17 protein-coding genes are annotated in these 22487 nt (G+C 61.5%); 12 read left to right on the forward strand and 5 right to left on the reverse strand.

Annotation, left to right across the window (positions count from 1 at the left end):
- From eprS to AB4N92_RS25695, 3 genes are read left to right on the forward strand one after another with little or no spacing between them, the layout of a single operon-like run.
- Positions 1 to 2958 (forward strand): autotransporter serine peptidase EprS, encoded by a 2958-nt coding sequence (gene eprS / locus AB4N92_RS25685; protein WP_236267132.1) that lies wholly within the window; start codon positions 1 to 3, stop codon positions 2956 to 2958.
- 43 nt (positions 2959 to 3001) lie between these two features.
- Positions 3002 to 6112, forward strand: a complete 3111-nt coding sequence (locus tag AB4N92_RS25690; RefSeq protein WP_236267133.1) for an autotransporter serine protease — start codon at positions 3002 to 3004, stop codon at positions 6110 to 6112.
- Between the two features lie 49 nt (positions 6113 to 6161).
- Positions 6162 to 7574: a polyurethane esterase gene (locus AB4N92_RS25695; protein WP_021493175.1), complete on the forward strand. Its 1413-nt coding sequence runs from the start codon at positions 6162 to 6164 to the stop codon at positions 7572 to 7574.
- Positions 7575 to 7614: 40 nt separating this feature from the next.
- Here AB4N92_RS25695 and AB4N92_RS25700 read toward each other — a convergent pair whose 3' ends face one another.
- On the reverse strand, positions 7615 to 7839 hold the full coding sequence (locus AB4N92_RS25700; RefSeq protein ID WP_010210513.1) for a YgdI/YgdR family lipoprotein: 225 nt from the start codon (positions 7837 to 7839) through the stop codon (positions 7615 to 7617).
- Between the two features lie 186 nt (positions 7840 to 8025).
- Between AB4N92_RS25700 and AB4N92_RS25705 the strand changes: the two genes are divergently transcribed.
- The 3 genes from AB4N92_RS25705 to AB4N92_RS25715 all read left to right on the forward strand — a co-directional run bounded on the left by AB4N92_RS25705 (position 8026) and on the right by AB4N92_RS25715 (position 12937).
- Positions 8026 to 9672: a VRR-NUC domain-containing protein gene (locus AB4N92_RS25705; RefSeq protein WP_236267134.1), complete on the forward strand. Its 1647-nt coding sequence runs from the start codon at positions 8026 to 8028 to the stop codon at positions 9670 to 9672.
- Positions 9669 to 11924 (forward strand): ATP-dependent DNA helicase, encoded by a 2256-nt coding sequence (locus AB4N92_RS25710; RefSeq protein WP_010210510.1) that lies wholly within the window; start codon positions 9669 to 9671, stop codon positions 11922 to 11924. The genes AB4N92_RS25705 and AB4N92_RS25710 overlap by 4 nt, the downstream gene beginning before the upstream one ends.
- An 80-nt stretch (positions 11925 to 12004) precedes the next feature.
- On the forward strand, positions 12005 to 12937 hold the full coding sequence (locus AB4N92_RS25715; RefSeq protein WP_010210508.1) for an alpha/beta fold hydrolase: 933 nt from the start codon (positions 12005 to 12007) through the stop codon (positions 12935 to 12937).
- Between the two features lie 118 nt (positions 12938 to 13055).
- Here the strand turns inward: AB4N92_RS25715 and AB4N92_RS25720 are convergent, their stop codons facing one another.
- The 3 genes from AB4N92_RS25720 to AB4N92_RS25730 form a co-directional block, all read right to left on the reverse strand.
- Positions 13056 to 13484 carry a nuclear transport factor 2 family protein gene (locus AB4N92_RS25720; protein ID WP_021493172.1) on the reverse strand — a complete coding sequence of 143 codons (429 nt, stop codon included), beginning with the start codon at positions 13482 to 13484 and terminating at the stop codon, positions 13056 to 13058.
- A gap of 107 nt (positions 13485 to 13591) precedes the next feature.
- A complete protein-coding gene (locus tag AB4N92_RS25725; protein WP_010210504.1) occupies positions 13592 to 14542 on the reverse strand; it encodes an alpha-E domain-containing protein in 951 nt (316 codons plus the stop codon).
- A gap of 2 nt (positions 14543 to 14544) precedes the next feature.
- Positions 14545 to 15954, reverse strand: a complete 1410-nt coding sequence (locus AB4N92_RS25730) for a circularly permuted type 2 ATP-grasp protein (RefSeq protein WP_010210503.1) — start codon at positions 15952 to 15954, stop codon at positions 14545 to 14547.
- 351 nt (positions 15955 to 16305) lie between these two features.
- Here AB4N92_RS25730 and AB4N92_RS25735 point away from each other — a divergent pair, with 351 nt between their 5' ends.
- The 3 genes from AB4N92_RS25735 (at position 16306) to AB4N92_RS25745 (ending at position 17228) form a co-directional block, all read left to right on the forward strand.
- On the forward strand, positions 16306 to 16851 hold the full coding sequence (locus AB4N92_RS25735; protein WP_010210502.1) for a hypothetical protein: 546 nt from the start codon (positions 16306 to 16308) through the stop codon (positions 16849 to 16851).
- Between the two features lie 69 nt (positions 16852 to 16920).
- Positions 16921 to 17082 (forward strand): hypothetical protein, encoded by a 162-nt coding sequence (locus AB4N92_RS25740; RefSeq protein WP_010210501.1) that lies wholly within the window; start codon positions 16921 to 16923, stop codon positions 17080 to 17082.
- Positions 17083 to 17093: 11 nt separating this feature from the next.
- The gene (locus tag AB4N92_RS25745; RefSeq protein ID WP_010210499.1) at positions 17094 to 17228 is read left to right on the forward strand and encodes a hypothetical protein; all 135 of its coding nucleotides are present in this window, start codon (positions 17094 to 17096) and stop codon (positions 17226 to 17228) included.
- Here AB4N92_RS25745 and AB4N92_RS25750 read toward each other — a convergent pair.
- Positions 17219 to 18571: a cation:proton antiporter gene (locus AB4N92_RS25750; RefSeq protein WP_045792119.1), complete on the reverse strand. Its 1353-nt coding sequence runs from the start codon at positions 18569 to 18571 to the stop codon at positions 17219 to 17221. The two genes, AB4N92_RS25745 and AB4N92_RS25750, sit on opposite strands and share 10 nt — an antisense overlap.
- A gap of 333 nt (positions 18572 to 18904) precedes the next feature.
- Between AB4N92_RS25750 and AB4N92_RS25755 the strand changes: the two genes are divergently transcribed.
- Genes AB4N92_RS25755 through AB4N92_RS25765 form a run of 3 tightly spaced genes read left to right on the forward strand, consistent with a single transcriptional unit; the run spans position 18905 to position 22486 of the window.
- The gene (locus tag AB4N92_RS25755) at positions 18905 to 20899 is read left to right on the forward strand and encodes an aminotransferase class I/II-fold pyridoxal phosphate-dependent enzyme (RefSeq protein WP_329605867.1); all 1995 of its coding nucleotides are present in this window, start codon (positions 18905 to 18907) and stop codon (positions 20897 to 20899) included.
- A 25-nt stretch (positions 20900 to 20924) separates the two neighbouring features.
- Positions 20925 to 21779 carry a transporter substrate-binding domain-containing protein gene (locus tag AB4N92_RS25760; protein WP_047542028.1) on the forward strand — a complete coding sequence of 285 codons (855 nt, stop codon included), beginning with the start codon at positions 20925 to 20927 and terminating at the stop codon, positions 21777 to 21779.
- 2 nt (positions 21780 to 21781) lie between these two features.
- Entirely contained in the window at positions 21782 to 22486 is a 705-nt protein-coding gene (locus AB4N92_RS25765) for an ABC transporter permease (protein ID WP_010210493.1), read from the forward strand.
- Position 22487: the final 1 nt, after the last annotated feature.

Raw genomic sequence — 22487 nt, forward strand, 5'->3', positions numbered from 1 at the left:
ATGATCACCGATTCGCCGCGTTTCAAACCGTTTACCGCCACCTCCTTGCTGCTGTTGTCCGTTGCGGCGCAAGCGGCCTACACCGAGAACGGCCAGCCAGGGAACGCCGCCAGTTGGCGTTCCAGCGAGTTCCAGAGCGACTGGGGGTTGGGACGCATGAAGGCGGATGAAGCCTACGCTGCCGGCATTACCGGCAGCGGGGTAAAGATCGGCGCACTGGACTCAGGCTTCGATCCCAACCATCCGGAGGCCTCCAGGGATCGTTATCACGCCGTCAGCGCCAGCGGCAGTTACGTCGATGGCAGCGCCTTCAGCACCACCGGTGCGCTTAACCCTAACAATGATTTTCACGGTACCCATGTCACCGGCACGATGGGCGCAGCCCGCGACGGCGTGGGCATGCACGGCGTGGCGTACAACGCACAACTCTACGTGGGCAATACCAACGCCAACGACAGCTTCCTGTTTGGCCCGACGCCCGATCCCAAATACTTCAAGGCGGTGTACAGCGCCCTGGTGGATTCCGGTGTGCGGGCAATCAACAACAGCTGGGGCAGCCAACCCAAGGATGTCAGTTACCGCACCCTCGCTGACCTGCATGCGGCCTACGCCCAGCACTACAACCAGGGCACCTGGCTGGATGCGGCGGCGGACGTGGCCAAAGCCGGTGTCATCAACGTCTTCAGCGCCGGCAACAGTGGTTACGCGAACGCCAGCGTGCGCTCGGCGTTTCCGTATTTCCAGCCGGAATTGGAAGGACACTGGCTGGCGGTGTCGGGCCTGGACAAGGCCAACAACCAGAAATACAACCAGTGTGGCATTGCCAAATACTGGTGCATTTCCACCCCCGGTGCGTTGATCAACAGCACCATCCCCGACGGCGGTTATGGCGTCAAATCCGGCACTTCGATGTCGGCGCCCCATGCTACCGGCGCGTTGGCGCTGGTGATGGAGCGCTACCCCTATATGACCAACGAGCAGGCGTTGCAGGTGTTGTTGACCACCGCCACGCAGCTCGATGGTTCCCTCACCCAGGCGCCCACGACCACCGTAGGTTGGGGTGTGCCGGACCTGGGACGGGCGATGCACGGCCCGGGGCAGTTACTCGGGCCTATGAACGTGAGCCTCGCGGCCGGGCAGGGCGATGTATGGAGCAACGGCATCTCCGACCAGGCCTTGCTGCGGCGCCAGGCCGAGGACGCCACCGAGCACAGCGCTTGGCAGCAGACCCTGATCGACAAGGGCTGGCAAAACGGCGTGGGCGCCAATGCCAGCCAGCAGGACCAAACGGACTACGCTGTCGGCACGGCACGCGATCAAGCGGCCGCGACGCGCATCTATGAAGGCAGCCTGATCAAGTCCGGCGCGGGTACGCTGGTACTCAGCGGCGACAGCACCTATCGCGGGGCGACCACCGTCAACGGCGGGTTGCTGGCAGTCAACGGCTCGCTGACCTCTGCGGTGACGGTCAACGACAGCGGCACACTGGGCGGCTCCGGGCGGATTGCCGCGCTGTCGGTTCACCCGGGTGGCCGCGTAGCACCGGGCAACTCCGTGGGCACCTTGCAGGTGGCGGGTGACGTGAACCTGGGGGCAGGTTCGACCTATGCGGTGGAACTCACGCCCACCGACAGCGACCGTATCGTCGCCGGCGGCAGGGCAATCCTGGGCGGCGGCAACGTCACCCTGGCTTTGGAAAATAGCCCGACCCTGCTTAGCGGCGCGCAGGCGCAAAGCCTGATCGGCCGCCAGTACACCATCCTGCAGGCGGTGGGGGGTATCCAGGGCCAATTTGGCCAGGTGTTGCCCGACTATCTGTTCCTCGGGGGCACCCTCGCTTACGCCACCGACGGCGTGCAGTTGGACGTGGTCCGCAATGACGCCACCTTCGCCAGCGTGGCGGCGACCCGCAACCAACGCAACGTAGCCGCTGCCGCCGAGCAATTGGGCGCGGGCAACCCCGTATATGAAAGCGTGCTGCAGTCGGATTCCATTGCGGTCGCGCAACAAGGCTTGCAGCAACTGTCCGGGGAGATCTACCCGGCGATTGGCGCCATGCTGATCAACGACAGCCAGTCGCTACGTGACGCCGTGGGCGAGCGTTTGCGCCATGTGCCGGTCAACGCTGAAAGCAACCTGTGGCTCAAGGCACTTGGCGCCTGGGGCAAGGCCGACAGCCGCAGTGAGACGGCGGGTTCAACCACGTCCCTCGGTGGTTTGCTGGGCGGCGTGGAGGGTGCGCTGGACGAGCAGACTCGCGTGGGGCTGGTCGCCGGTTACAGCGATAGCTCATTGAACATGGGCAGCGGTACACACTCCTCGGCGTCCATCGACAGTTATCACCTCGGCGCGTATGCCGGGCGCGAGCTGGGCGATTGGCGCGTCAGTGCCGGTGGCGCCTACAGCTGGCATCGCGGTGACGTAAAGCGTGATCTGCACTACGGCGCTGTCAGCGGTAAACAGAACGCCAAGCTGGATGCGCACACGGCGCAACTCTTTACCGAAGCGGCCTACCGGATACACCTGCAACCCTTGGCACTGGAGCCGTTCGCCAACCTGGCATATGTGCACCTGGACAGTGAGGCGTTCCATGAAAAAGGCGCTGCTGCGGCGCTGGAGCGTGGCAGCGATCGCCGGGACGCCGTGCTCAGCACGCTTGGCATGCGCGCACTGAAAACCGTTGCCCTCAATGATCACCAACAGCTGCAGCTTTCTGGCTCGCTGGGGTGGCAGCACAGCCTCACCGCCATTGAATCCGAAGAACACCTGGCGTTTGTTGCCGGCGGGCCTTCATTCGCCGTGCGCAGTTCGCCCTTGCTGCGCGACGCCGCGCTGGTGGGCGTGCAGGCCAGCTTGGCGCTGAGCCCGGTCACGCGGGTCAACCTCGATTACAACGGCCAATTGGGTGGCCGGGAGAAAACCCAGGGTGTGGGGCTGAGCCTCAACTGGCAATTCTGAAGCGATTTACACACGTGCAATAAGAAAACTAAGGAAGGTCACCGTGAATACACGCAAGTCAGGGTTAACTACCGCCATCCGCACCGCCCTGGGCTATCCGCTCAAGGCCAACCGCAGCGTGCCATACGGTGCGTTACTGTGTTGCCTGGCAAGCCTGGGTACCGCCCAGGCCGCACCCTATGTGGAAACCGGCAAGCTGGGCGATGCCGCCAGCTGGCGCAGCAATGAGTTCAAGGCCGACTGGGGCCTGGGCGCTGTGCATGCGGATACCGCGTATGCCGCCGGCTACACCGGCAAAGGCGTCAAGCTGGGGATCTTCGATCAGCCGGTGTATGCCCAGCATCCGGAGTTCGCCAGCCCCGGCAAGGTGGTGACGATTGTCACCGAGGGAATTCGCCAATACACCGACCCGTACATTCCGGTGAAGGCCGGCGATGCGTTTCGTTATGACGGCACACCGTCCCTCGGTTCCAATGGCAAGCTCGGCAACCACGGAACCCACGTCGGCGGAATCGCCGCGGGTAACCGCGATGGCGGGCCGATGCACGGCGTGGCCTTTGATGCGCAAATCATCAGCGCCGAGAACGGTGACCCAGGTCCGGAAGACGGCATCATCCTCGGCAACGATGGCGCGGTGTACAAGGCCGGCTGGGACGCCTTGGTCGCCAGCGGCGCGCGGATCATCAACAACAGCTGGGGCATCGGCATCGGTGACCAGTACGCCAAGGGCGGGCGCGACCCGGCTTTCCCGAATTTCACGGTCAATGAAGCGCAGGCGCAGTTCAATAACATCCGGCCGATCCTCGGAACGATCGCCGGTGGCGCCTACCAGGGCGCGATCGACGCGGCCCGCAGCGGCGTGCTGACGATCTTCGCCGCCGGTAACGACTACAACCGCAATAACCCGGACGCGATTTCGGGGCTGGCGTACTTTGTGCCGGAGATTGCACCCAACTGGCTGTCCGTCGCGGCCTTGCAACAGAACCCGGACACCGCGAGCGCCGATCCGTATGTGATCAGTACGTTCTCTTCACGTTGCGGTTATGCGGCGAGCTTTTGCGTGTCGGCCCCCGGTACCAAGATCTACAGTTCCGTCATCAACGGCACCAACCTGGACAATCTCACCACCGATTACGCCAACTTCAACGGCACGTCCATGGCGGCGCCCCATGTAGCCGGCAGCGCGGCCGTGCTGATGGAGCGTTTCCCGTACATGAGCGGCGACCAGATTTCGACGCTGCTCAAGACTACCGCCACCGATCTCGGCGCACCGGGCATCGACTCGCTGTACGGCTGGGGCATGATCAACCTGGGCAAGGCGATCAATGGCCCGGGGATGTTTGTCACGGCCGAGGACATCCCGGCCGAGTTCCGCATCGACGGCGCCTATGGCAGCGGGCAGTTTGTCGCGGATTTGCCGGGCGTAGGCGCGATTGTCGATGCCAGCAAGCCGACTCAGCGCACCTGCAACGATGTGCATTGCGGGCTGGACCTGTGGAGCAATGACATCGCCGGGCACGGCGGCCTGACCAAACAGGGCATTGGCACGCTGATACTCACCGGCACCAATACCTACAGCGGCCCGACGTTGGTCAACCAGGGCCTGCTGGCGATCAATGGTTCGGTCACCTCGCCGGTGACCGTGAGCCAAAGTGGCGTGGTCGCAGGCTCAGGGCGCATCGGTTCACTGCTGGCGAAAGCCGGCGGCACGGTAGCGCCGGGCAACTCCATCGGCACCTTGAACGTGGCGGGGGATGTGACGTTTGAGGCCGGGTCGACCTACGCCGTGGAGCTGTCGCCCACCAACAGCGATCGTATTGTGGCGGGAGGCACCGCCACGTTGAACGGCGGCACGGTGACGCTCGCGCTGGAAAACAGCCCGACGCTGCTCAGTGGCGCACAGGCGCAAAGCCTGATCGGGCGCCAGTACAACATCCTGCAAGCCGCCGGCGGAGTTAGCGGCAGCTTTGGCGCGGTGCTGCCCAACTACCTGTTCCTTGGCGGCAATCTGAACTATGCGGCCAACGGCGTGCAACTGGACGTGGCGCGTAACGCCAACAGTTTTGCCAGCGTGGGGGCCACGGACAACCAGCGAGCCGTGGCCGCCTCCGCCGAGCAGTTGGGCGCGGGCAATGCCGTGTATGAGAGCCTGCTGCTGGCGCCGGATGCTGCTTCGGCGCAAGGTGCTTTCCAGCAACTGTCGGGGGAGATCTACCCGGCACTGGAAACCGCCCTGGTCAATGACAGCCGCTATGTACGCGAAGCCGTCGGCGAGCGCCTGCGCAATGGAGAGATGGGTGCGACCAGCGAGACCGTCGACACCCGTGGCAACGTGTGGGTGAAGGCCTTGGGCGCCTGGGGCAAGACCGACAGCCGCAGCGACACTGCCGGCTATACGACCTCCATCGGCGGCATGCTCGCCGGGGTGGACGGTGCACTCGACGAGTCCACGCGCATCGGCCTGGTCGCGGGCTACAGCGATACCTCACTGAACATGGGCAGCGGCACGCATTCACGTGCGTCGGTCGACAGCTACCACTTCGGCGCCTATGCCGGGCATGAGATCGGCGCCTGGCGCTTGAGCGGGGGTGCCACCTACAGCTGGCACCGCGCAGACGTGAAGCGCGACCTGCAATACGGCGACGTCTCCGGCAAGCAGAAAGCCAAGGTTGATGCACGCAGCACCCAGGTGTTCACCGAGGCGGCCTATCGCATCAACGTGCAACCGTTAGCGCTGGAGCCATTCGCCAACCTGGCCTATGTGCACTTGGACAGCGATGGTTTCACCGAAAAAGGTGACGCTGCGGCGCTTGAAAGTCGCGACGATACCCGCGACCTGGTGCTGAGCACCCTGGGTATGCGCGCCCTGAAAACCTTCAATGTGAATGACCACCAGCAGTTGGAGGTGTCCGGCACCTTGGGCTGGCAGCACACCCTGAGCAGCACTGACTCGGAGCAGCACCTGGCCTTCGCCTCGGGCGGACCTTCGTTTGCCGTCGAAAGTGCGCCGATGGCGCGTGATGCCGCGTTGGTCGGTGCACGGGTGAGTCTGGCGTTAAGCAAGGAAGCGCGGGTGAACTTCGACTACAACGGCCTGCTGTCCAGCAAGGACAAAGTCCATGGGGTGGGCTTGAGCCTCGATTGGGCGTTCTGATGATTGCTACTTGGCTTTCTCGACATTCAACAACAAGAGAGGCGGCACCATGGGTATCTTTGATTATAAAAACCTCGGGACCGAGGGCTCAAAAGCATTGTTCGCCGATGCCATGGCGATCACGTTGTATTCCTATCACAACCTGGATAACGGCTTTGCCGTGGGGTACCAGCACAACGGCCTGGGGCTGGGCTTGCCAGCTACGTTGGTCGGGGCGCTGTTGGGCAGCACGGACTCCCAGGGCGTAATCCCCGGCATCCCCTGGAACCCGGACTCCGAAAAAGCCGCGCTGGACGCGGTACACAAGGCCGGTTGGACGCCCATCAGCGCCAGCACCCTGGGTTACAGTGGCAACGTCGATGCGCGAGGCACCTTCTTTGGCGAGAAGACGGGCTACACCACGGCCCAGGTCGAGGTGCTGGGCAAGTACGATGACGCCGGAAAACTGCTGGAAATCGGCATTGGTTTTCGCGGCACTTCGGGGCCTCGGGAAACCTTGATCAGCGATTCCATCGGTGACCTGGTCAGCGACCTGCTGGCCGCCCTGGGCCCCAAGGATTACGCGAAGAATTACGCCGGGGAAGCCTTCGGCGGTTTGCTCAAGAATGTGGCCGACTACGCCAGCGCCCATGGCTTGAGCGGTCACGATGTGGTGGTCAGCGGCCACAGCCTGGGCGGGCTGGCAGTCAACAGCATGGCCGACCTGAGCAACAGCAAGTGGTCGGGGTTCTACAAGGACGCGAACTACGTGGCCTACGCCTCGCCGACCCAGAGTGCCAGCGACAAGGTGCTCAACATCGGCTACGAGAATGACCCGGTGTTCCGTGCGCTGGATGGCTCATCCTTCACCCTGTCTTCCCTGGGTGTGCACGACACCCCCCATGACTCCACCACCGACAATATTGTCAGTTTCAACGACCACTACGCCTCGACGCTGTGGAATGTGCTGCCGTTTTCCATTGTCAATTTGCCGACTTGGGTTTCGCACCTGCCTACCGGGTACGGCGATGGCCTGAGTCGCGTGCTTGACTCCGGGTTCTATGAGCAAATGACCCGCGACTCCACCGTGATCGTCGCCAACCTGTCCGACCCGGCACGGGCCACTACCTGGGTGCAGGACCTCAACCGCAATGCCGAGCCGCATAAGGGCAATACCTTCATCATCGGCAGCGACGGCCACGACCTGATCCAGGGCGGCAAGGGTGCGGACTTTATCGAAGGCGGCAAAGGCAATGACACGATTCGTGACAACAGCGGGCACAACACCTTTTTGTTCAGCGGTCAGTTTGGCCAGGACCGGATCATCGGCTATCAGCCAAGCGATCAACTGGTATTCAAGGAGGTAGAGGGGAGTGCTCAATACCGTGAGCAGGGAGGGGACACAGTGATCAGCTTCGGCGCAGATTCGGTGACATTGGTGGGGGTCAACGGGTGGTCGGGGGAGGGCGTTGCCATCGGTTGAAGAGGGTCAGTGGGGGCCCGGCCCCCACTGACCTATTCGATCAGCCTTCCTTACGCACGGTGGCCACATCGGCAGCCTTGACCCGTACACGCTTGCCGGCGATGTCGGTGAACTCGTAGAAGCCATCGGCGGTCTGGGTTTTCGGGGTGTCCTTGGTCAAATACTGCGTGCCATTTTGCAGCGTCACTACGGTTTGCGTCGCGCAACCGGCCAATACCAGAAAAGTGAGTGCAACCAGCGGCAGACCCAAATTCTTCATGTTCATAACCCTTACCTTAACCCTTAAAAGTCCCGCGCCAGAGGCCGCGGGCAACAAATGTTACGCCATCGACTTCACCATCTGATCACTTTTATGCAAAAAGTTGCAGCCGCCATTTATCTATTAGCGATTGCAACCTGGTCTTTGCGACGGCACTCTGTATGCATAACCAGTATTTGATCGCTGCGTACCATGGCCAATCCCCTCGAAGACCCGCTCTATTACCTGCATAACTTCCGCCAGGTCCTGCATTGGCTGGGGCTACGTTATGCGGATCTGCTCGATGCGGACGAACAGCATTTCATTCAGCAATTTGACAGGTTGCCGCAGCCATCCCAGGCGCTTTTGGTGCGCATGGTGATGCGCAAGGGCGTGCATTTCCGGGCGGGCAAACTCAACTACGTGGAGATCGGCTGCACCCACACCGCTGCTGCGCCGTTGCTTGAATTGGGCTGGGTCGACACTCAGTTCTTACTGGCCTTTGAAGAGCTGTTTGCCTTGCTGCAAAAGGGCGAAATCCTCGGCGCGTTCAAGCCCTGGATCGACCAGCCCAAAGGCAGGAAGTCCGATTGGCTGCAAGGGCTGTCGGCACACTTTACCGACCGCCGCAGTTTTGCTGGCTGGTGTCCGGAGCTTGCCGACACGCTGTACAGCCTCTCGATCATGGAGCTGTGCGACCGCCTGCGCCTGATGTTCTTCGGCAACCTGCATCAGGACTGGTCGGAATTCGTGCTGGCAGACCTGGGCATCTACACCTACGAAAAAGTCGAATTCTGCGCAGAATCCCGCGGCCTGCGCAGCCGTGACGATGTGCATGGTTTTCTGTTCCTGCACCAATGCCAGCAGGCTTTTGAGGCCGGTGAAACGCTGGAGCAGGTACTGGCGCAGATCGCAACCTTGAGTACCGACAATCCTTGGCTGGAAAAGCGGCGGGCCAAATTGTTGTTCCAGATCGGTCAACAGTGCGAGCGCATTGCTGAACTGGCATTGGCGGAACAGATCTATCGCACGTGCGCCTATCCCGGTGCCCGCTCCAGGTTGATACGGGTGCTGGAGCGCCAGGAGGACTACGGCCAAGCCATGTCCTTGGCGAACGCCGCTCAACAGGCTCCGGAAAGCGCCGCCGAGCAGCAGCACTTATTGCGTGTGGTGCCACGGCTGCGCCGCAAACTGGGTAAGCCGGCCTTGCCCAAAGCGCAGCCTCGTGCGGTCACGCGCCTGGACCTGGCCCTTGCGCTACCCGAGCCGCTGATGTCGGTGGAGTACTGCGTGCAGGCGCACCTCAGCGAGCCTGATGGGCCGGTGCACTACGTTGAAAACGGGCTGATCAATTCACTGTTCGGCCTGCTGTGCTGGGACGTAATCTTTGCGCCGCTGCCGGGCTCATTCTTCCATCCGTTTCAACGTGGCCCGGCGGACCTGCACAGCGAGGACTTCCGCCCGCGCCGTGCACCGCTGTTCGCTGCGTGTTTCGAGCAGTTGCAGGACGAACGCTACAAAACCACGATTCGCCAGCGTTACAGCGACAAATGGGGGATCCAGTCGCCCTTCGTGTTCTGGAACCTGCTGAGCGAAGACCTGCTGGAACAGGCCCTAGCCTGCCTGCCCGCCGAACACCTGCGCTACTGGTTCGAACGGCTGTTACTGGACATTCGCGCCAACCGCGCCGGCATGCCGGACCTGATCCAGTTCTGGCCGACGCAAAAAACCTACCGCATGATCGAGGTCAAGGGACCTGGCGATCGCCTGCAGGATAACCAGTTGCGCTGGCTGGAGTTCTGCAGCGAATACCAGATGCCGGTAACGGTCTGCTATGTGCGCTGGGCAGAGTCGGCTTGAGCTACAGCGTTGCCGTGCGCGCACTGTGCGAGTTCACGGCCAAGGTCGGTGACCTCGACCTGCGCTTCACACCGTCGCCCAGTGCTCAGGAAGGCATCATCGGCCACCGCACCGTCGCTTCGCGGCGCAGCGCGCACTACCAGAATGAAGTGGCGCTAGAAGGCGAGTACCAACAACTCAAGGTGCGGGGCAGGGCGGACGGCTACGACCCGGACGCCAACCGTCTGGAAGAAGTGAAGACCTATCGCGGTGACCTCGATGCCCAGCCCGCCAACCATCGTCAATTACACTGGGCTCAGGTCAAAGTGTATGGCTGGTTGATGTGCCAGAAACTCAACCTCTCGCACATCAACCTGGCGCTGGTGTACTTCGACATCGTCGGTGAAGGCGAGACGGTGCTCAACCAACGCTTTCAAGCCGCCGAGCTGGAACCCTTCTTCAACCAGCAATGCGCGCTGTTCCTCGGTTGGGCCCAGCAGGAAATGGCACACCGCGAAGCGCGCAACAGCGCCGCGCAAACCCTGGCGTTTCCCCATGCCGGTTTCCGTCCTGGGCAGCGTTCGCTTGCCGAGTCGGTGTACAAGGCGGTCAGTACCGGCCGTTGTCTGATGGCCCAGGCACCGACCGGCATTGGCAAGACCATCGGTACGATTTTCCCCTTGCTCAAGGCGTTGGCGCCTCAGCGACTGGACAAGCTGTTCTTCCTCACCGCCAAGACCCCCGGCCGCAAGCTCGCCCTGGATGCCGCCCAGGTGCTGCATGCCAGCAGTCCTGACCAGCCACTGCGAGTGCTGGAACTGGTGGCGCGGGACAAAGCCTGCGAGCACCTGGACAAAGCGTGTCACGGTGACGCCTGCCCGCTGGCCAAGGGCTTCTACGACCGTCTGCCCGCCGCGCGCATCGCCGCCGCCAAGGTGCGCCTGCTGGACCAGCGCAACCTGCGCGACGTGGCGTTGGCCCATGATGTCTGCCCGTATTACCTGAGCCAGGAAATGGCACGCTGGGCCGACCTGGTGGTCGCCGACTACAACTACTACTTCGATTTTGGCGCCATGCTGTTCGGCCTGGCCCAGCTCAACCAATGGCGCGCAGCCGTGCTGGTGGACGAGGCGCACAATCTGGTCGAGCGGGCTCGCTCGATGTACAGCGCCAGTCTCGACCAGTACCACCTCAAGACACTGCGCGAGACCGCCCCCGAGCCCTTGAAGCAACCCTTGCAGCGGCTTAACCGCGCGTGGAACGCATTGCACAAGGACCAACTCGCGCCGTACCAGGCCTACACCGCCCGCCCCGAGAAGCTGTTGCAGGCCCTGAGCCTGTGCGCCAGCGCCATGGGTGAATACTTCAACGATCACCCCGAATCCCTCAGCGGCGACCTGCAACGCTTCTATTTCGAGGTGCTGCAGTTCGGCAAGGTCGCCGAGCTGTTCAACGAACACTTCATTTTCGACATCAGCAAGCGCCAGCTCAACGGCAAGCGCAGCAGCTCGACCCTGTGCCTGCGCAACGTGGTGCCCGCCGAGTTCATCCGCCCACGGTTGACGGCAGCCCGCAGCAGCGTGCTGTTTTCCGCGACCCTGAGCCCCCGACATTACTACGCGGACTTGCTCGGCTTGCCGGCGGATACGGCATGGATCGATGTGGAATCGCCGTTCAAGGCCGAGCAATTACACGTGCGCATCGTTGATGAAATATCCACCCGTTTCGTCCATCGCCACGCCTCGTTGGAACCTATCGTCGAGCTGATCGCTCGCCAGTACACCCAGCAACCTGGCAATTACCTGGCATTCTTCAGCAGTTTCGATTATCTGCAACAAGTGGCGCAGTTACTGGCCGAGAAGCACCCAACGATCACGCTGTGGCAACAGTCTCGCGGCATGGCCGAAGCCGAGCGCCAGGCCTTTCTCGACCAATTCACCGAGCACAGTCAGGGCATCGGTTTCGCGGTATTGGGCGGTGCATTCGGCGAAGGCATCGACCTACCCGGTGCCCGCCTGATCGGCGCATTCATTGCCACCCTCGGCTTACCCCAGCTAAACCCGGTCAACGAACAGATGAAGCTGCGCATGGGCGCGATCTTCGGCGCGGGTTACGACTACACCTACCTGTACCCTGGTATCCAGAAAGTCGTGCAGGCCGCAGGCCGGGTGATTCGCAGCCAACAGGATCAGGGCGTGGTGATGCTGATCGATGACCGGTTTGGCGAGGCACGGGTACGTCAATTGTTGCCGCGCTGGTGGACGGTGGCTTGACTCATTCCTGGCGTCAATGATGCTGGCGGCTTGAACAGCAAGGGTCCACGCTGGGCAAAACCGTCAAACAGGTCATGCCCATGAGCCAGCACCTCATCAGCGTCAACGGTATTGAGTTAAGTGTTCATATTGCGGGGCCCGAACAGGGCGTACCGGTCTGGCTGCTTCACGGTTTCCCGGAGTGCTGGCACTCCTGGCGCGAACAGATTCCCGTACTGGCAGCGGCGGGTTATCGGGTGTTTGCCCCGGAAATGCGCGGTTATGGCCGCACCTGTTCACCGCCTGAAATAACCGACTATGACCTGTTGACGCTATGCGGCGATATCCAGCAGGCCATGGACCACTTCGGCCATACCCAGGTGGTGATGGTCGGCCATGACTGGGGCGCCGTGGTGGCCTGGCACCTGGCGCTGCTTGAGCCTGAGCGTGTCACACGCTTGATCACGCTGTCCGTGCCATTCGCCGGACGTGCACGGCGGCCAGTGATCGAGATCATGCGCGAGTTGTACGCCGACCGTTTCAACTACATCCTGTATTTCCAGACACCGGGCGTTGCCGAGCAGGAGTTGGACGCCGATATCGAACGCACACTGCGCCTGTTCATGCAGGACCAGGATGTGTTTTTGCAACAGAAACCGGCCAGCGCCACCTTGCTTGAAGGCGTTCCGGCGCCCGGTCCATTACCACACTGGTGCTCCCAGGCGGATCTGGACGTTTATGTGAGCACCTTCGCAGACCACGGTTTCCGCGGCCCGCTGAATTGGTATCGCAATTTCGAACGCAACTGGCAACGCACTGAGTTCCTGGCGGGACAGCAAGTACTGCAACCCACGCTGTTTCTGATCGGCGACCGCGATCCGGTGGGGGTCTTCGAAGCCCACACGCTCAAGCGCATGCCGGATTCAGTGCCACAGCTTGAGCAGCACGTACTGGCGAACTGTGGTCACTGGATCCAGAACGAACAAGCCCGACAGGTCAACGCGCTAATGCTCGGGTTTCTAGGGAAAATCTAAAGGTCGCGCCTCGACCCGGTTGATCCACCAAGCGGATGCTGCGCCCATGCAATTGCAGGGTGCGGTGCACGAGGCGCAGGCTCACGTCCGCCAGCACCGTTGGCACCGACGTCGCTAATCAGCCCTTGGCCTTGGCCAGGTAAGGCGCCAGGCGCCGGCCCATTTCCTCACCCAGGGCTTGCAGCCCGCTCAACGGGCGGATCATCACTTCAAACTCGATGATCTGCCCTTGTTCGTTGAAACGGATCAGGTCGATGCCCTTGAGTTGCTTGTCGCCCACGCGCGCGCTGAATTCCAGCACGACACTCAAGCCATCGCCGGTGGCGAGTTCGCGGTGATAGGTGAAGTCCTCGAACACGTTGATCACCGTATTGAGGATCATCGAGACGACCGGCGCGCCAGGGTACGGCGTATGGGCCATGGGCGAGCGGAAAACAGCGTCGGGCGCCAGCAGGTCGGGCAGGGCCTTGAGGTCACGATTGGCCAACATGGCGTGCCAGCGTTGCAGGGTTTTGGCGGCGGTAGGGGTGAGGTTGAGTTCGGACATGCGCTGTACCTGTTCTTATGATGGGAAGGCGTTCACCTGCCCAACATAAGAGCGGTATCCAAGCAGGGTCAATCACCCTAACTGACAGTTAAGTGCCCGAAATGCACTCAGACCATTTCCAGATAGGAACTTTGAATCGCCCGCGCCAACTCGCGCACGGTGTCGATAAAGTCCGTCAGACGGCTGTGCAATCCCTCTTCAAGAATCTCATCAATCCCGGTATACCTCAGCCGCGCCTCGAACTCCGCCGCCAGCCGCTGCGCCGTGCGCCCATAACTGCCGGGCAGGTCTGCCAGAATATGGCTCAGTTCCTCGATGCAGGCATGCAACGAACGCGGCACATCACTGCGCAACAGCAGCAACTCGGACACGGAACGGGCATTCAGTGCGTTCGGGTACAGCTCGGTGTAGGCCTCGAACGACGACAACGCGCGGAGCAGGGCACTCCACTGGTAGTAACCGCGTGCCGACAAGTCGCTGACTTCTTCCGACTCCTCGCCAAACATCTCGTAGCGCGCATCCAGCAGGCGCAGGGTGTTATCGGCGCGCTCGACAAAGGTGCCCAGGCGGATAAACCGATAGGCGTCGTTGCGCATGATCGTCCCGGAGGTAGCCCCCCGGAACAGGTGCGAGCGCTGCTTGACCCAATCACAGAAGTGGCTGATGCCATGTCGCGCCAGGCCGCCGGCGGCGATGCTGCGCATTTCCAGCCAGGTGGCGTTGAGGTTTTCCCACATATCGGCAGTGATGCGCCCGCGTACCGCGTGGGCATTGCCACGGGCGGCACGTAGGCAGTTGTAGATGCTGGCGGGGTTTTCTTCGTCGAGGGCGAAAAAGTGCAGCATACGCTCGGCGTCCAGCTGTTTATGGCGTTCCAGGTAACTGTCCAGGGTGCCGCTGCTGAGCAACGACATGGCCAATTCATCCAGTCCGTCACTGCGCCCGGCCTGGGGCATCAATGACAGCGAATAACTGACTTCCAGCATGCGTGCCAGGTTCTCGGCACGTTCCAGGTAGCGGGACATCCAGTACAGATCTGCGGCGGTTCTACTCAACATACTCAGCCCTCCACCACCCAGGTGTCCTTGGTTCCGCCGCCTTGCGACGAGTTGACGATCAATGAGCCTTCCTTCAGCGCCACGCGGGTGAGGCCGCCCGGCACCAGGCGGGTTTCCTTGCCCGAGAGCACAAAGGGCCGCAGGTCGATATGCCGTGGGGCGATGCCGTTTTCGACAAACGTGGGGCAGGTGGACAGGCTCAGGGTCGGCTGGGCGATGTAGGCATGGGGCCTGGCCTTGATGCGTTGGCGAAAATCCTCGATCTCGGCCGCGCTGGACGCCGGCCCTACCAGCATGCCGTAGCCGCCGGAGCCCTGGGTTTCCTTGACCACCAGTTGCGGCAGGTTGGCCAGGACGTGGGACAGTTCGTCGGGCTTGCGGCACTGGAAGGTCGGTACGTTCTGTAACACCGGCTCTTCATCCAGGTAGAAACGGATCATTTCCGGCACGTAGGGGTAGATTGATTTGTCGTCGGCCACGCCGGTGCCGATGGCGTTGGCCAGCACCACGTTGCCGGCGCAATAAGCGGCGACCAGGCCGGGCACGCCAAGCATCGACTCGGGGTTGAACGCCTTGGGGTCGAGGAAGGCGTCGTCGATACGCCGGTAAATCACATCCACCGGTTTGGGGCCGTCGGTGGTGCGCATAAACACCTTGAGGTCCTGCACAAACAGGTCCGCGCCCTCTACCAGCTCAACGCCCATTTCACGGGCCAGGAACGCATGCTCGAAAAACGCACTGTTGAAGCGACCCGGCGTCAGCACCACCACGTTGGGGTTGTCCAGGCGGCTTGAGCTCTTCAGGGTCTTGAGCAGCAGGTTGGGGTAGTGGTCCACCGGCGCGATGCGCTGCTTGGCGAACACTTCGGGGAACAGGCGCATCATCATCTTGCGGTCTTCGAGCATGTAGCTCACGCCGCTGGGGGTGCGCAGGTTGTCTTCAAGCACGTAATAGGTGCCGTCGCCATCGCGCACCAGGTCCACGCCGGAAATGTGCGAATAGATGTCTCGGTGCAGGTCCAGGCCGACCATGGCCTTCTGGTAACCCTCGTTGCCCAGCACCTGGTCCGCCGGAATGATCCCGGCTTTGATGATGCGCTGGTCATGGTAGATGTCGGCAAGAAACATGTTCAGTGCATTGACGCGCTGGATACAGCCGCGTTCGATCACGCTCCACTCACTGGCGGGGATGCTGCGGGGGATGATGTCGAAGGGAATCAGGCGCTCGGTGTCTTGCTCGTCGCCATACAAGGTGAAGGTGATACCGGCGCGGTGGAACAGCAAGTCGGCTTCACGGCGACGCTGGGCCAGCAGCTCCGGCGGCGTGTTCGCCAGCCAGCGGGAGAAATCCTGGTAATGCGCACGGCACACGCCGTTTGCGTCATTCATTTCATCAAAGAAAGATCGAGCCATTCCAGTACCTTGTCAGTGCCGAGGAAGCAGGGGGGGCACTGCCGTTTCAAAAAACGCATTTTTTATGAGCCCGTGGCGATGGGTGCCAATGGGCCTGGTCCTTACTTTCTTATGGGGTCGGCTCTGGGTCGGGGGGTAACCAATGCTCCTGTATCCGGGCAGATGAATGGATAAAGCAATGCCTGTGCCGGAATGCCGGAAACCCTCGATTTGTTGGGTATGGGGCGATTCCCACAGGCCAGTGCTCCCATTCATGGTGCACGCTCTGTTCCGATTTGGTGCGTGAACAAACTTGAACTTCATCCGTACCTGATTCTTCTAACAGGGCACGAACCCGCATGGAGCATCGATGTGCCCAGAATCATCTCACCGGACACTCCGGAATCGAGCCTGATCGATCACAGTGAACACAACGCCAAGATTTTCGGCTCGCCCAAGGACCGCCTCGACTTCTATCGGCGCGAAATCCAATACGAAACCTCCATCCTCGCCAACCGTACTGACGCTTATCTCACCGCGCAGTCGTTCCTGGTGATTGCCTTTGTGTCGGGCATGGGGAACCTCAACCCCGAATGGGGCAAGCTGTTCACCTTGGTGGTGCCGATCTTTCTCGCAGTGTTGGGCATCCTCAGTTCCCTCAACGCATGGCCTGGGATCCGTGCGGCGTATGACATCATCGATCACTGGCACTTCAAGCAAAGCGAGCTGTTGCGCAGCGAGCCGGTGATGGGCATGGCGTATGACGAGTCGCCGCTGTTTTCCGAGATGGAGTCGTCCCACAAGGGGTATCGCAAGTCGCTGCTGTTCTCCATGCGCGCACCTTGGTTGTTCATGGTGTTCTGGGTAATGCTCGCCGCTTACGCGTTTTACATCCAGGTCGACAATCCAGGGTCGTAAGCCGATGGAACTTCATCGCACCGGGCATGACCTTAACTCTACCCAGGCGATATTTTCCGAGAGGTAACCATGAGCACAGACAAACAACCCGCCACCGGTGCGGATGCGCCCAAAGACCCGGTTCCGGCGAAAGACCCCAAGGCCAAGGAAAACGACTACAGTCCAGACTTCAAGCCCAAGCCTGAGCCCAAGCCTGAAACCGATGCCGATATCGACACCCAAGGTGGTTAGAGGAGACGGTCATGTCCAAAGAACTCGACGATGAACTCAACGACCCCGGCAATGAAGACCCGGGTTCGTTGATGGATGATGCAGAGGTGCCGCTCAACGATCTGGATGACGCGGCGGATGTGGGTAATACCGAGCGTCAGGACTGAGTATTCACCCGGGCACGTCGTTCATACCACACCAGCATCGGTTGGGTACTGAGGCCATGAACGACGATGCTCAGGGCGATCACCGATAAGGTGAGGTTCACCGCCACCGCGCTGCTGGTGCCGATCAGGCCATGATTGAGCGCGTAAAACAGGTAGTAAATGCTGCCGATTCCGCGAATACCGAACCAGCCCATCAGGCCGCGTTGTTGACGATCAATCAGACGCCCCCAAGGCATCGCCAGCACACTGATCGGCCGAATCACGCAAAACAACAGCGCCGCCATCGGTAATGCCCGCCAATCCCAATGGCTTATCAGCACAATCCCCAACACGGTCACCAGGAACACCTCCATCGAGCGTTCCACCAGGCTGCCGAATGAGAGCATGTCGCCCATCATGACGCCGGCGGCGATCTGGGTGTCCTTCAGTTCGCTCACATCCCCTTGCAACGCCCGGTCTGGCTCGACTTCCAAATGGCCCACCACTGGCAATGCCAGATGCTCCGAAGGCGTTTGTGAGTTTCCGGTGGAGCGGAATTCCGCCTGGCGCAAACCAAGGCCCGCCGCAAACACGGACAGAAAGCCATAACCGCCCACCGCCTCGGCGACCACATAGGCCAGCGCAATCAGAGCGAGGGTCAGGTAATCATTGGGCGAGAGCGTGCTGTCACTGTTGGTGATGCGCAGCCACAACGTCACGCGGCCAATGCCCCGGCCCATCCAGTAGCCGATCAACAAACCGGCCGGCACTGCCCACAGCAAATTCTTCAACACCCAACCGCCCAGCCAATCGCCGTCAAACCCGCCGTGTTGCATGAACAGCAGGGCAAAAATCACAAAGGGGAAGGCGGTGCCATCGTTCAAGCCCGCTTCGCCGGACAGTCCGAAGCGCAGCGCGTCGTAATCCTGAGCGTTATTGACCTGCACCAGGCCTGCCAGCACCGGATCCGTTGGCGCCAGTATCGCGCCCACCAGCAGCGACACGCCCCACGACAGCGTAAACAGGTAGTGCAGCGCGAGGCTGATCCCCAGGATGGTCAGCAACATCACCGGCCCGGCCATGCCAAACGCGATGCGCCAGGTACGGTGCTTGAGCGGCAGGCGCAGTTTCAGGCCGCTGACAAACAGCGAAAACAGCACCGCGACTTCCGTGAGGTGCTCCATCCAGCGTGCCGAGTGCTTGATATCCAGGTGCAGCAGGTCAACACCCAGGGGGCCAATCCCCACACCCAGCAGCAGACACACTGCCGAGGTGGTGACCGGCATCCAGCGCAGATAGGAAGAGGTGAGGGCGAGGGTGAGCAATACGGCGCCCAGTACGGCCATCCATAGAATAAAAGTCATCGAAGGTGTACCGGGCCGTGGTCTATTCAGCTTGGAGGACTGTGGCGGGTCACCGGTTCAATGTGATTGGGTCAATTGCGAACCGATGGGAATTCATGCTGCTCTCCACCCACGTCACGTTGAGCGAGCTGAACTTCGGCTCAGCCGGCGAATTGCAGGACTGTCACCGCTGCCAATCGATAAAAATCACCACAACGACCTCTTTGGACCATAAACGACACGGTCGCAAACTTACCCATTGAACGACTGTTCAGTTTGAACTATGTTGACCGCATCCACCCGTTTGTCACCGGACGGGTTCGCGCTGTTTCTTCTTGAACAAGAGGCTCTGGCATGCGGTTTTCCCCCTTCGTCGAACGAATTGCAGGGCAGGGCGTAGCCGCCTGGGACATCCACCACGCCGCGTTCCAGGCGGCCAGCCAGGGGGAAGACATCATCATCCTCAGCGTCGGCGACCCGGATTTCGCCACGCCATCGTTCATCACCGACGCCGCCGTGAGTGCCTTGCGCGACGGTGACACCCATTACACCGAAATCCCCGGTCGCCCGGCACTGCGCGAGGCCATTGCCGCGCGCTACAGTAAAACGCTGGCACGTGCGTTGAGCGCCGAGAACGTGATCACCGTGGCGGGTGCGCAGAACGCCTTGTTCGTGACCTCTCTGTGTCTGTTGCAGGCCGGTGATGAAGTGCTGGTGCTCGACCCGATGTACGTCACCTACGAGGCCACGCTGAAGGCCAGCGGCGCGACGTTGGTGCGCGTGCCCTGTTCCCCGGAATCCGGTTTTCGCCTCGATGCCCAGTTGCTCGGCGCAGCCATCACACCGCGTACGCGGGCGATTTTCTTCTCCAACCCGAACAACCCGACCGGCGTGGTGCTCAACCTGCAAGAGCTGCAAGCCATTGCCGACCTGGCGATTGCCCGCGACCTGTGGGTGGTGGTGGATGAGGTCTATGAAAGCCTGGTGTTCGACGGTGAGTACCACAGCCTCGCTGCGCTGCCGGGCATGGCCGAGCGTTGCGTGGTGATTGGCAGTTTGTCCAAGTCCCATGCCATGACCGGCTGGCGTATCGGCTGGATCATCGCCACGCCGCAGATGGTCGCACACGCCGAAACCTTGGTGCTCAGCATGCTCTACGGACTGCCGGGTTTCGTGATGGAAGCCGCCACCGCCGCGGTGCTGGCCCATGACGACGTGACTCAGGGCATGCGCGAGATTTATCGGCGCCGTCGCGACTTGGTGATGGCGGGGCTCAGTGCATGCCCTGGCATCAAGGTACAGGCGCCGCAAGCCGGGATGTTTGTGCTGGTGGATGTGCGCGGCACCGGCCTGGGCTCCCTTGACTTTGCCTGGCGCCTGTTTCGTGAAGCCGGCGTTTCGGTACTCGACGCCGCCGCGTTTGGGGCGCCGGCCCAGGGTTTCGTTCGCTTGTCTTTCACCTTGGGCGAGGAGCGCCTGTCTGAAGCCTGCCAACGCATCGCGCACTTTGTCGCCAAGCTCGCCGGTGAACCGCGTATTGCGGCAGTGCCCAGGATCGAAGGGGTGCCAGCGGCCGAAGCCAAAAAGATGATCGAGGTCATCGACCTGCACAAGCGCTTCGGCAATATCGAAGTGCTCAAGGGTATTTCCCTGACGGCCCACGAAGGCGACGTGATCTCGCTGATCGGCGCCAGCGGCTCCGGCAAAAGCACCCTGCTGCGCTGCATCAACATGCTCGAAGTGCCGGACCAGGGCAGCATCCATGTGGACGGCGAAAGCATCAAGCTCAACTACGGCCGTCCCGGCGCGCCCCTGGTCGCGGATGCCAGGCAACTGGTGCGTATCCGCTCGACCCTGGGCATGGTGTTCCAGAACTTCAACCTGTGGCCGCACCGCACCGTGCTGGAAAACCTCATCGAAGCTCCCACCCAGGTCCTGCGCGAAAGCCGCGCCGAGGCCATCGAACGCGCCGAAGCCTTGCTCGAACGTGTCGGCCTCGCGGCCAAACGCAACGAATACCCGGCGTTCCTGTCCGGCGGCCAGCAGCAGCGGGTGGCGATTGCCCGCGCGTTGGCCATGCGCCCCAAAGTCATGCTGTTTGACGAACCCACCTCGGCCCTCGACCCGGAATTGGTGGGCGAAGTGCTGCGGGTGATCCGCTCCCTGGCCGAGGAAGGCCGCACCATGATCCTGGTCACCCATGAAATGGCCTTCGCCCGGGATGTGTCGTCAAAAGTGGCGTTTCTGCACCAAGGCATGATCGAAGAAACCGGCTCGCCGGATGCGGTGTTTATCGATCCACGCAGTGAACGTTGCCGACAGTTCGTCAACGCGCATCAAACTCGCTAACTCCATAACAAGACGGGGCAACATCATGAAATCCAAGCGAATGGCAACGTGGTTGGGCAGTGCAGTGTTGATGTTGGCCGCCGGTTTCAGCTGGGCGGCGGAGACACCCATCGTGTTCGCGGTTGCCGCAGAACCTTATCCGCCGTTTACTGTGAAAGGCGGCAATGGCCAGTGGTCCGGCTTTGAGGTGGACCTGATCCACAAGCTCTGCGAAGGCATGAAAGCCGAATGCCAGATCAAGGAAGTGGCGTGGGACGGCATCATTCCCTCGTTGCTGGCGAAGAAGATCGACGTGATTTTCTCGTCGATGTCGGTGACCGATGAGCGTGAAAAACAGATTGCTTTCAGCCGTGCTTACTACGATTCCCTGTTAGGCGTGGCCGGGCCAAAAGGCAGCGAAGTCGAGATCTCCCCGGCGGGCCTCAAGGGCAAGTTGATCGGCGTGCAGATCTCCACCGTCAGCGCCAACTACCTGAAGAAGTACTACGAAAACATCGCTGACCTGAAGTACTACGACACCCAGGAATCGGCCAACGCCGACCTGATCGCCGGGCGTATCGACTACATGATGGCCGACGACACCGCCATCGCGATGATGGTCAAGACCCCGGAAGCCAGTGGCCTGGCCCATATCGCCAGCGTGCCCTACGACCCGATCATCGGCCGTGGGGTCGGCGCCGGCCTGCGCAAGGAAGACACCGCGCTCAAGGCCCGGCTGGACAAGGCCATCGGCGAGTTGCTGGTGAGCAAGGACTACGACGACCTGTCGCAGCACTATTTCGGCCTGTCGGTCAGCCCGTGCAAGCGCACCGATACCCCGGCGTTTGTGAGCAAGACCTGTGACAGCCCCTACCCGCAAATCGCCCAGAAGACCGAATAACCATGTTCGACCTTCTCAGCTTCGACGAACAAGGGTGGGGCAATGCGTTGCTCAAAGGGTTATGGATGACCCTGCAGATCTCCGCCGGCTCGTTTGCGGTGGGCGTGTTGATCGGCCTGGTGGTGGCTTGCCTCAAGCTCAGTGCGCCGCGGCCCATCGCGCTGTTGATGCGCGGCTACACCACGGTGTTTCGCGCAGTGCCGGAGCTGCTGTTGATCCTGTTGCTGTATTACGCCGGCTCCATGGGCCTCAACGCCCTGATGCTGTGGATGGGCTTCGCGCAGATGAACATCAGCGGACCGCTGGTGGCGATTCTGGTGTTGGGCCTGGTGCAAGGCGCCTATGCTTCGGAGATCTTCCGCGCGGCAATCCTGGCGATTCCCCACGGCCAGATCGAAGCGGCACGGGCGTTTGGCTTGAGCGGGTTTGGCCTGTTCCGCCGGGTGACCTTGCCGATCATGGCGCCGTTCGCCCTGGCCGGCATGTCCAACCTGTGGATCAACCTGATCAAGGACAGCGCCTTGATCAGCGTGGTCGGCACCAACGAGTTGCTGTACACCGCCAAGCAGGCGGCGGGCTCGACCCGTCAATACCTGCTGTTCTACCTCACGGCCGCCGCCTTGTATTACCTGGTGACGCTGGCTTCCAACTACCTGTCCGGGCGCCTGGAGCGACGAATCCGTCGCTGGATGCCGGTTGTCGAGTGAG

Source organism: Pseudomonas sp. S3_A09 (assembly GCF_054668065.1).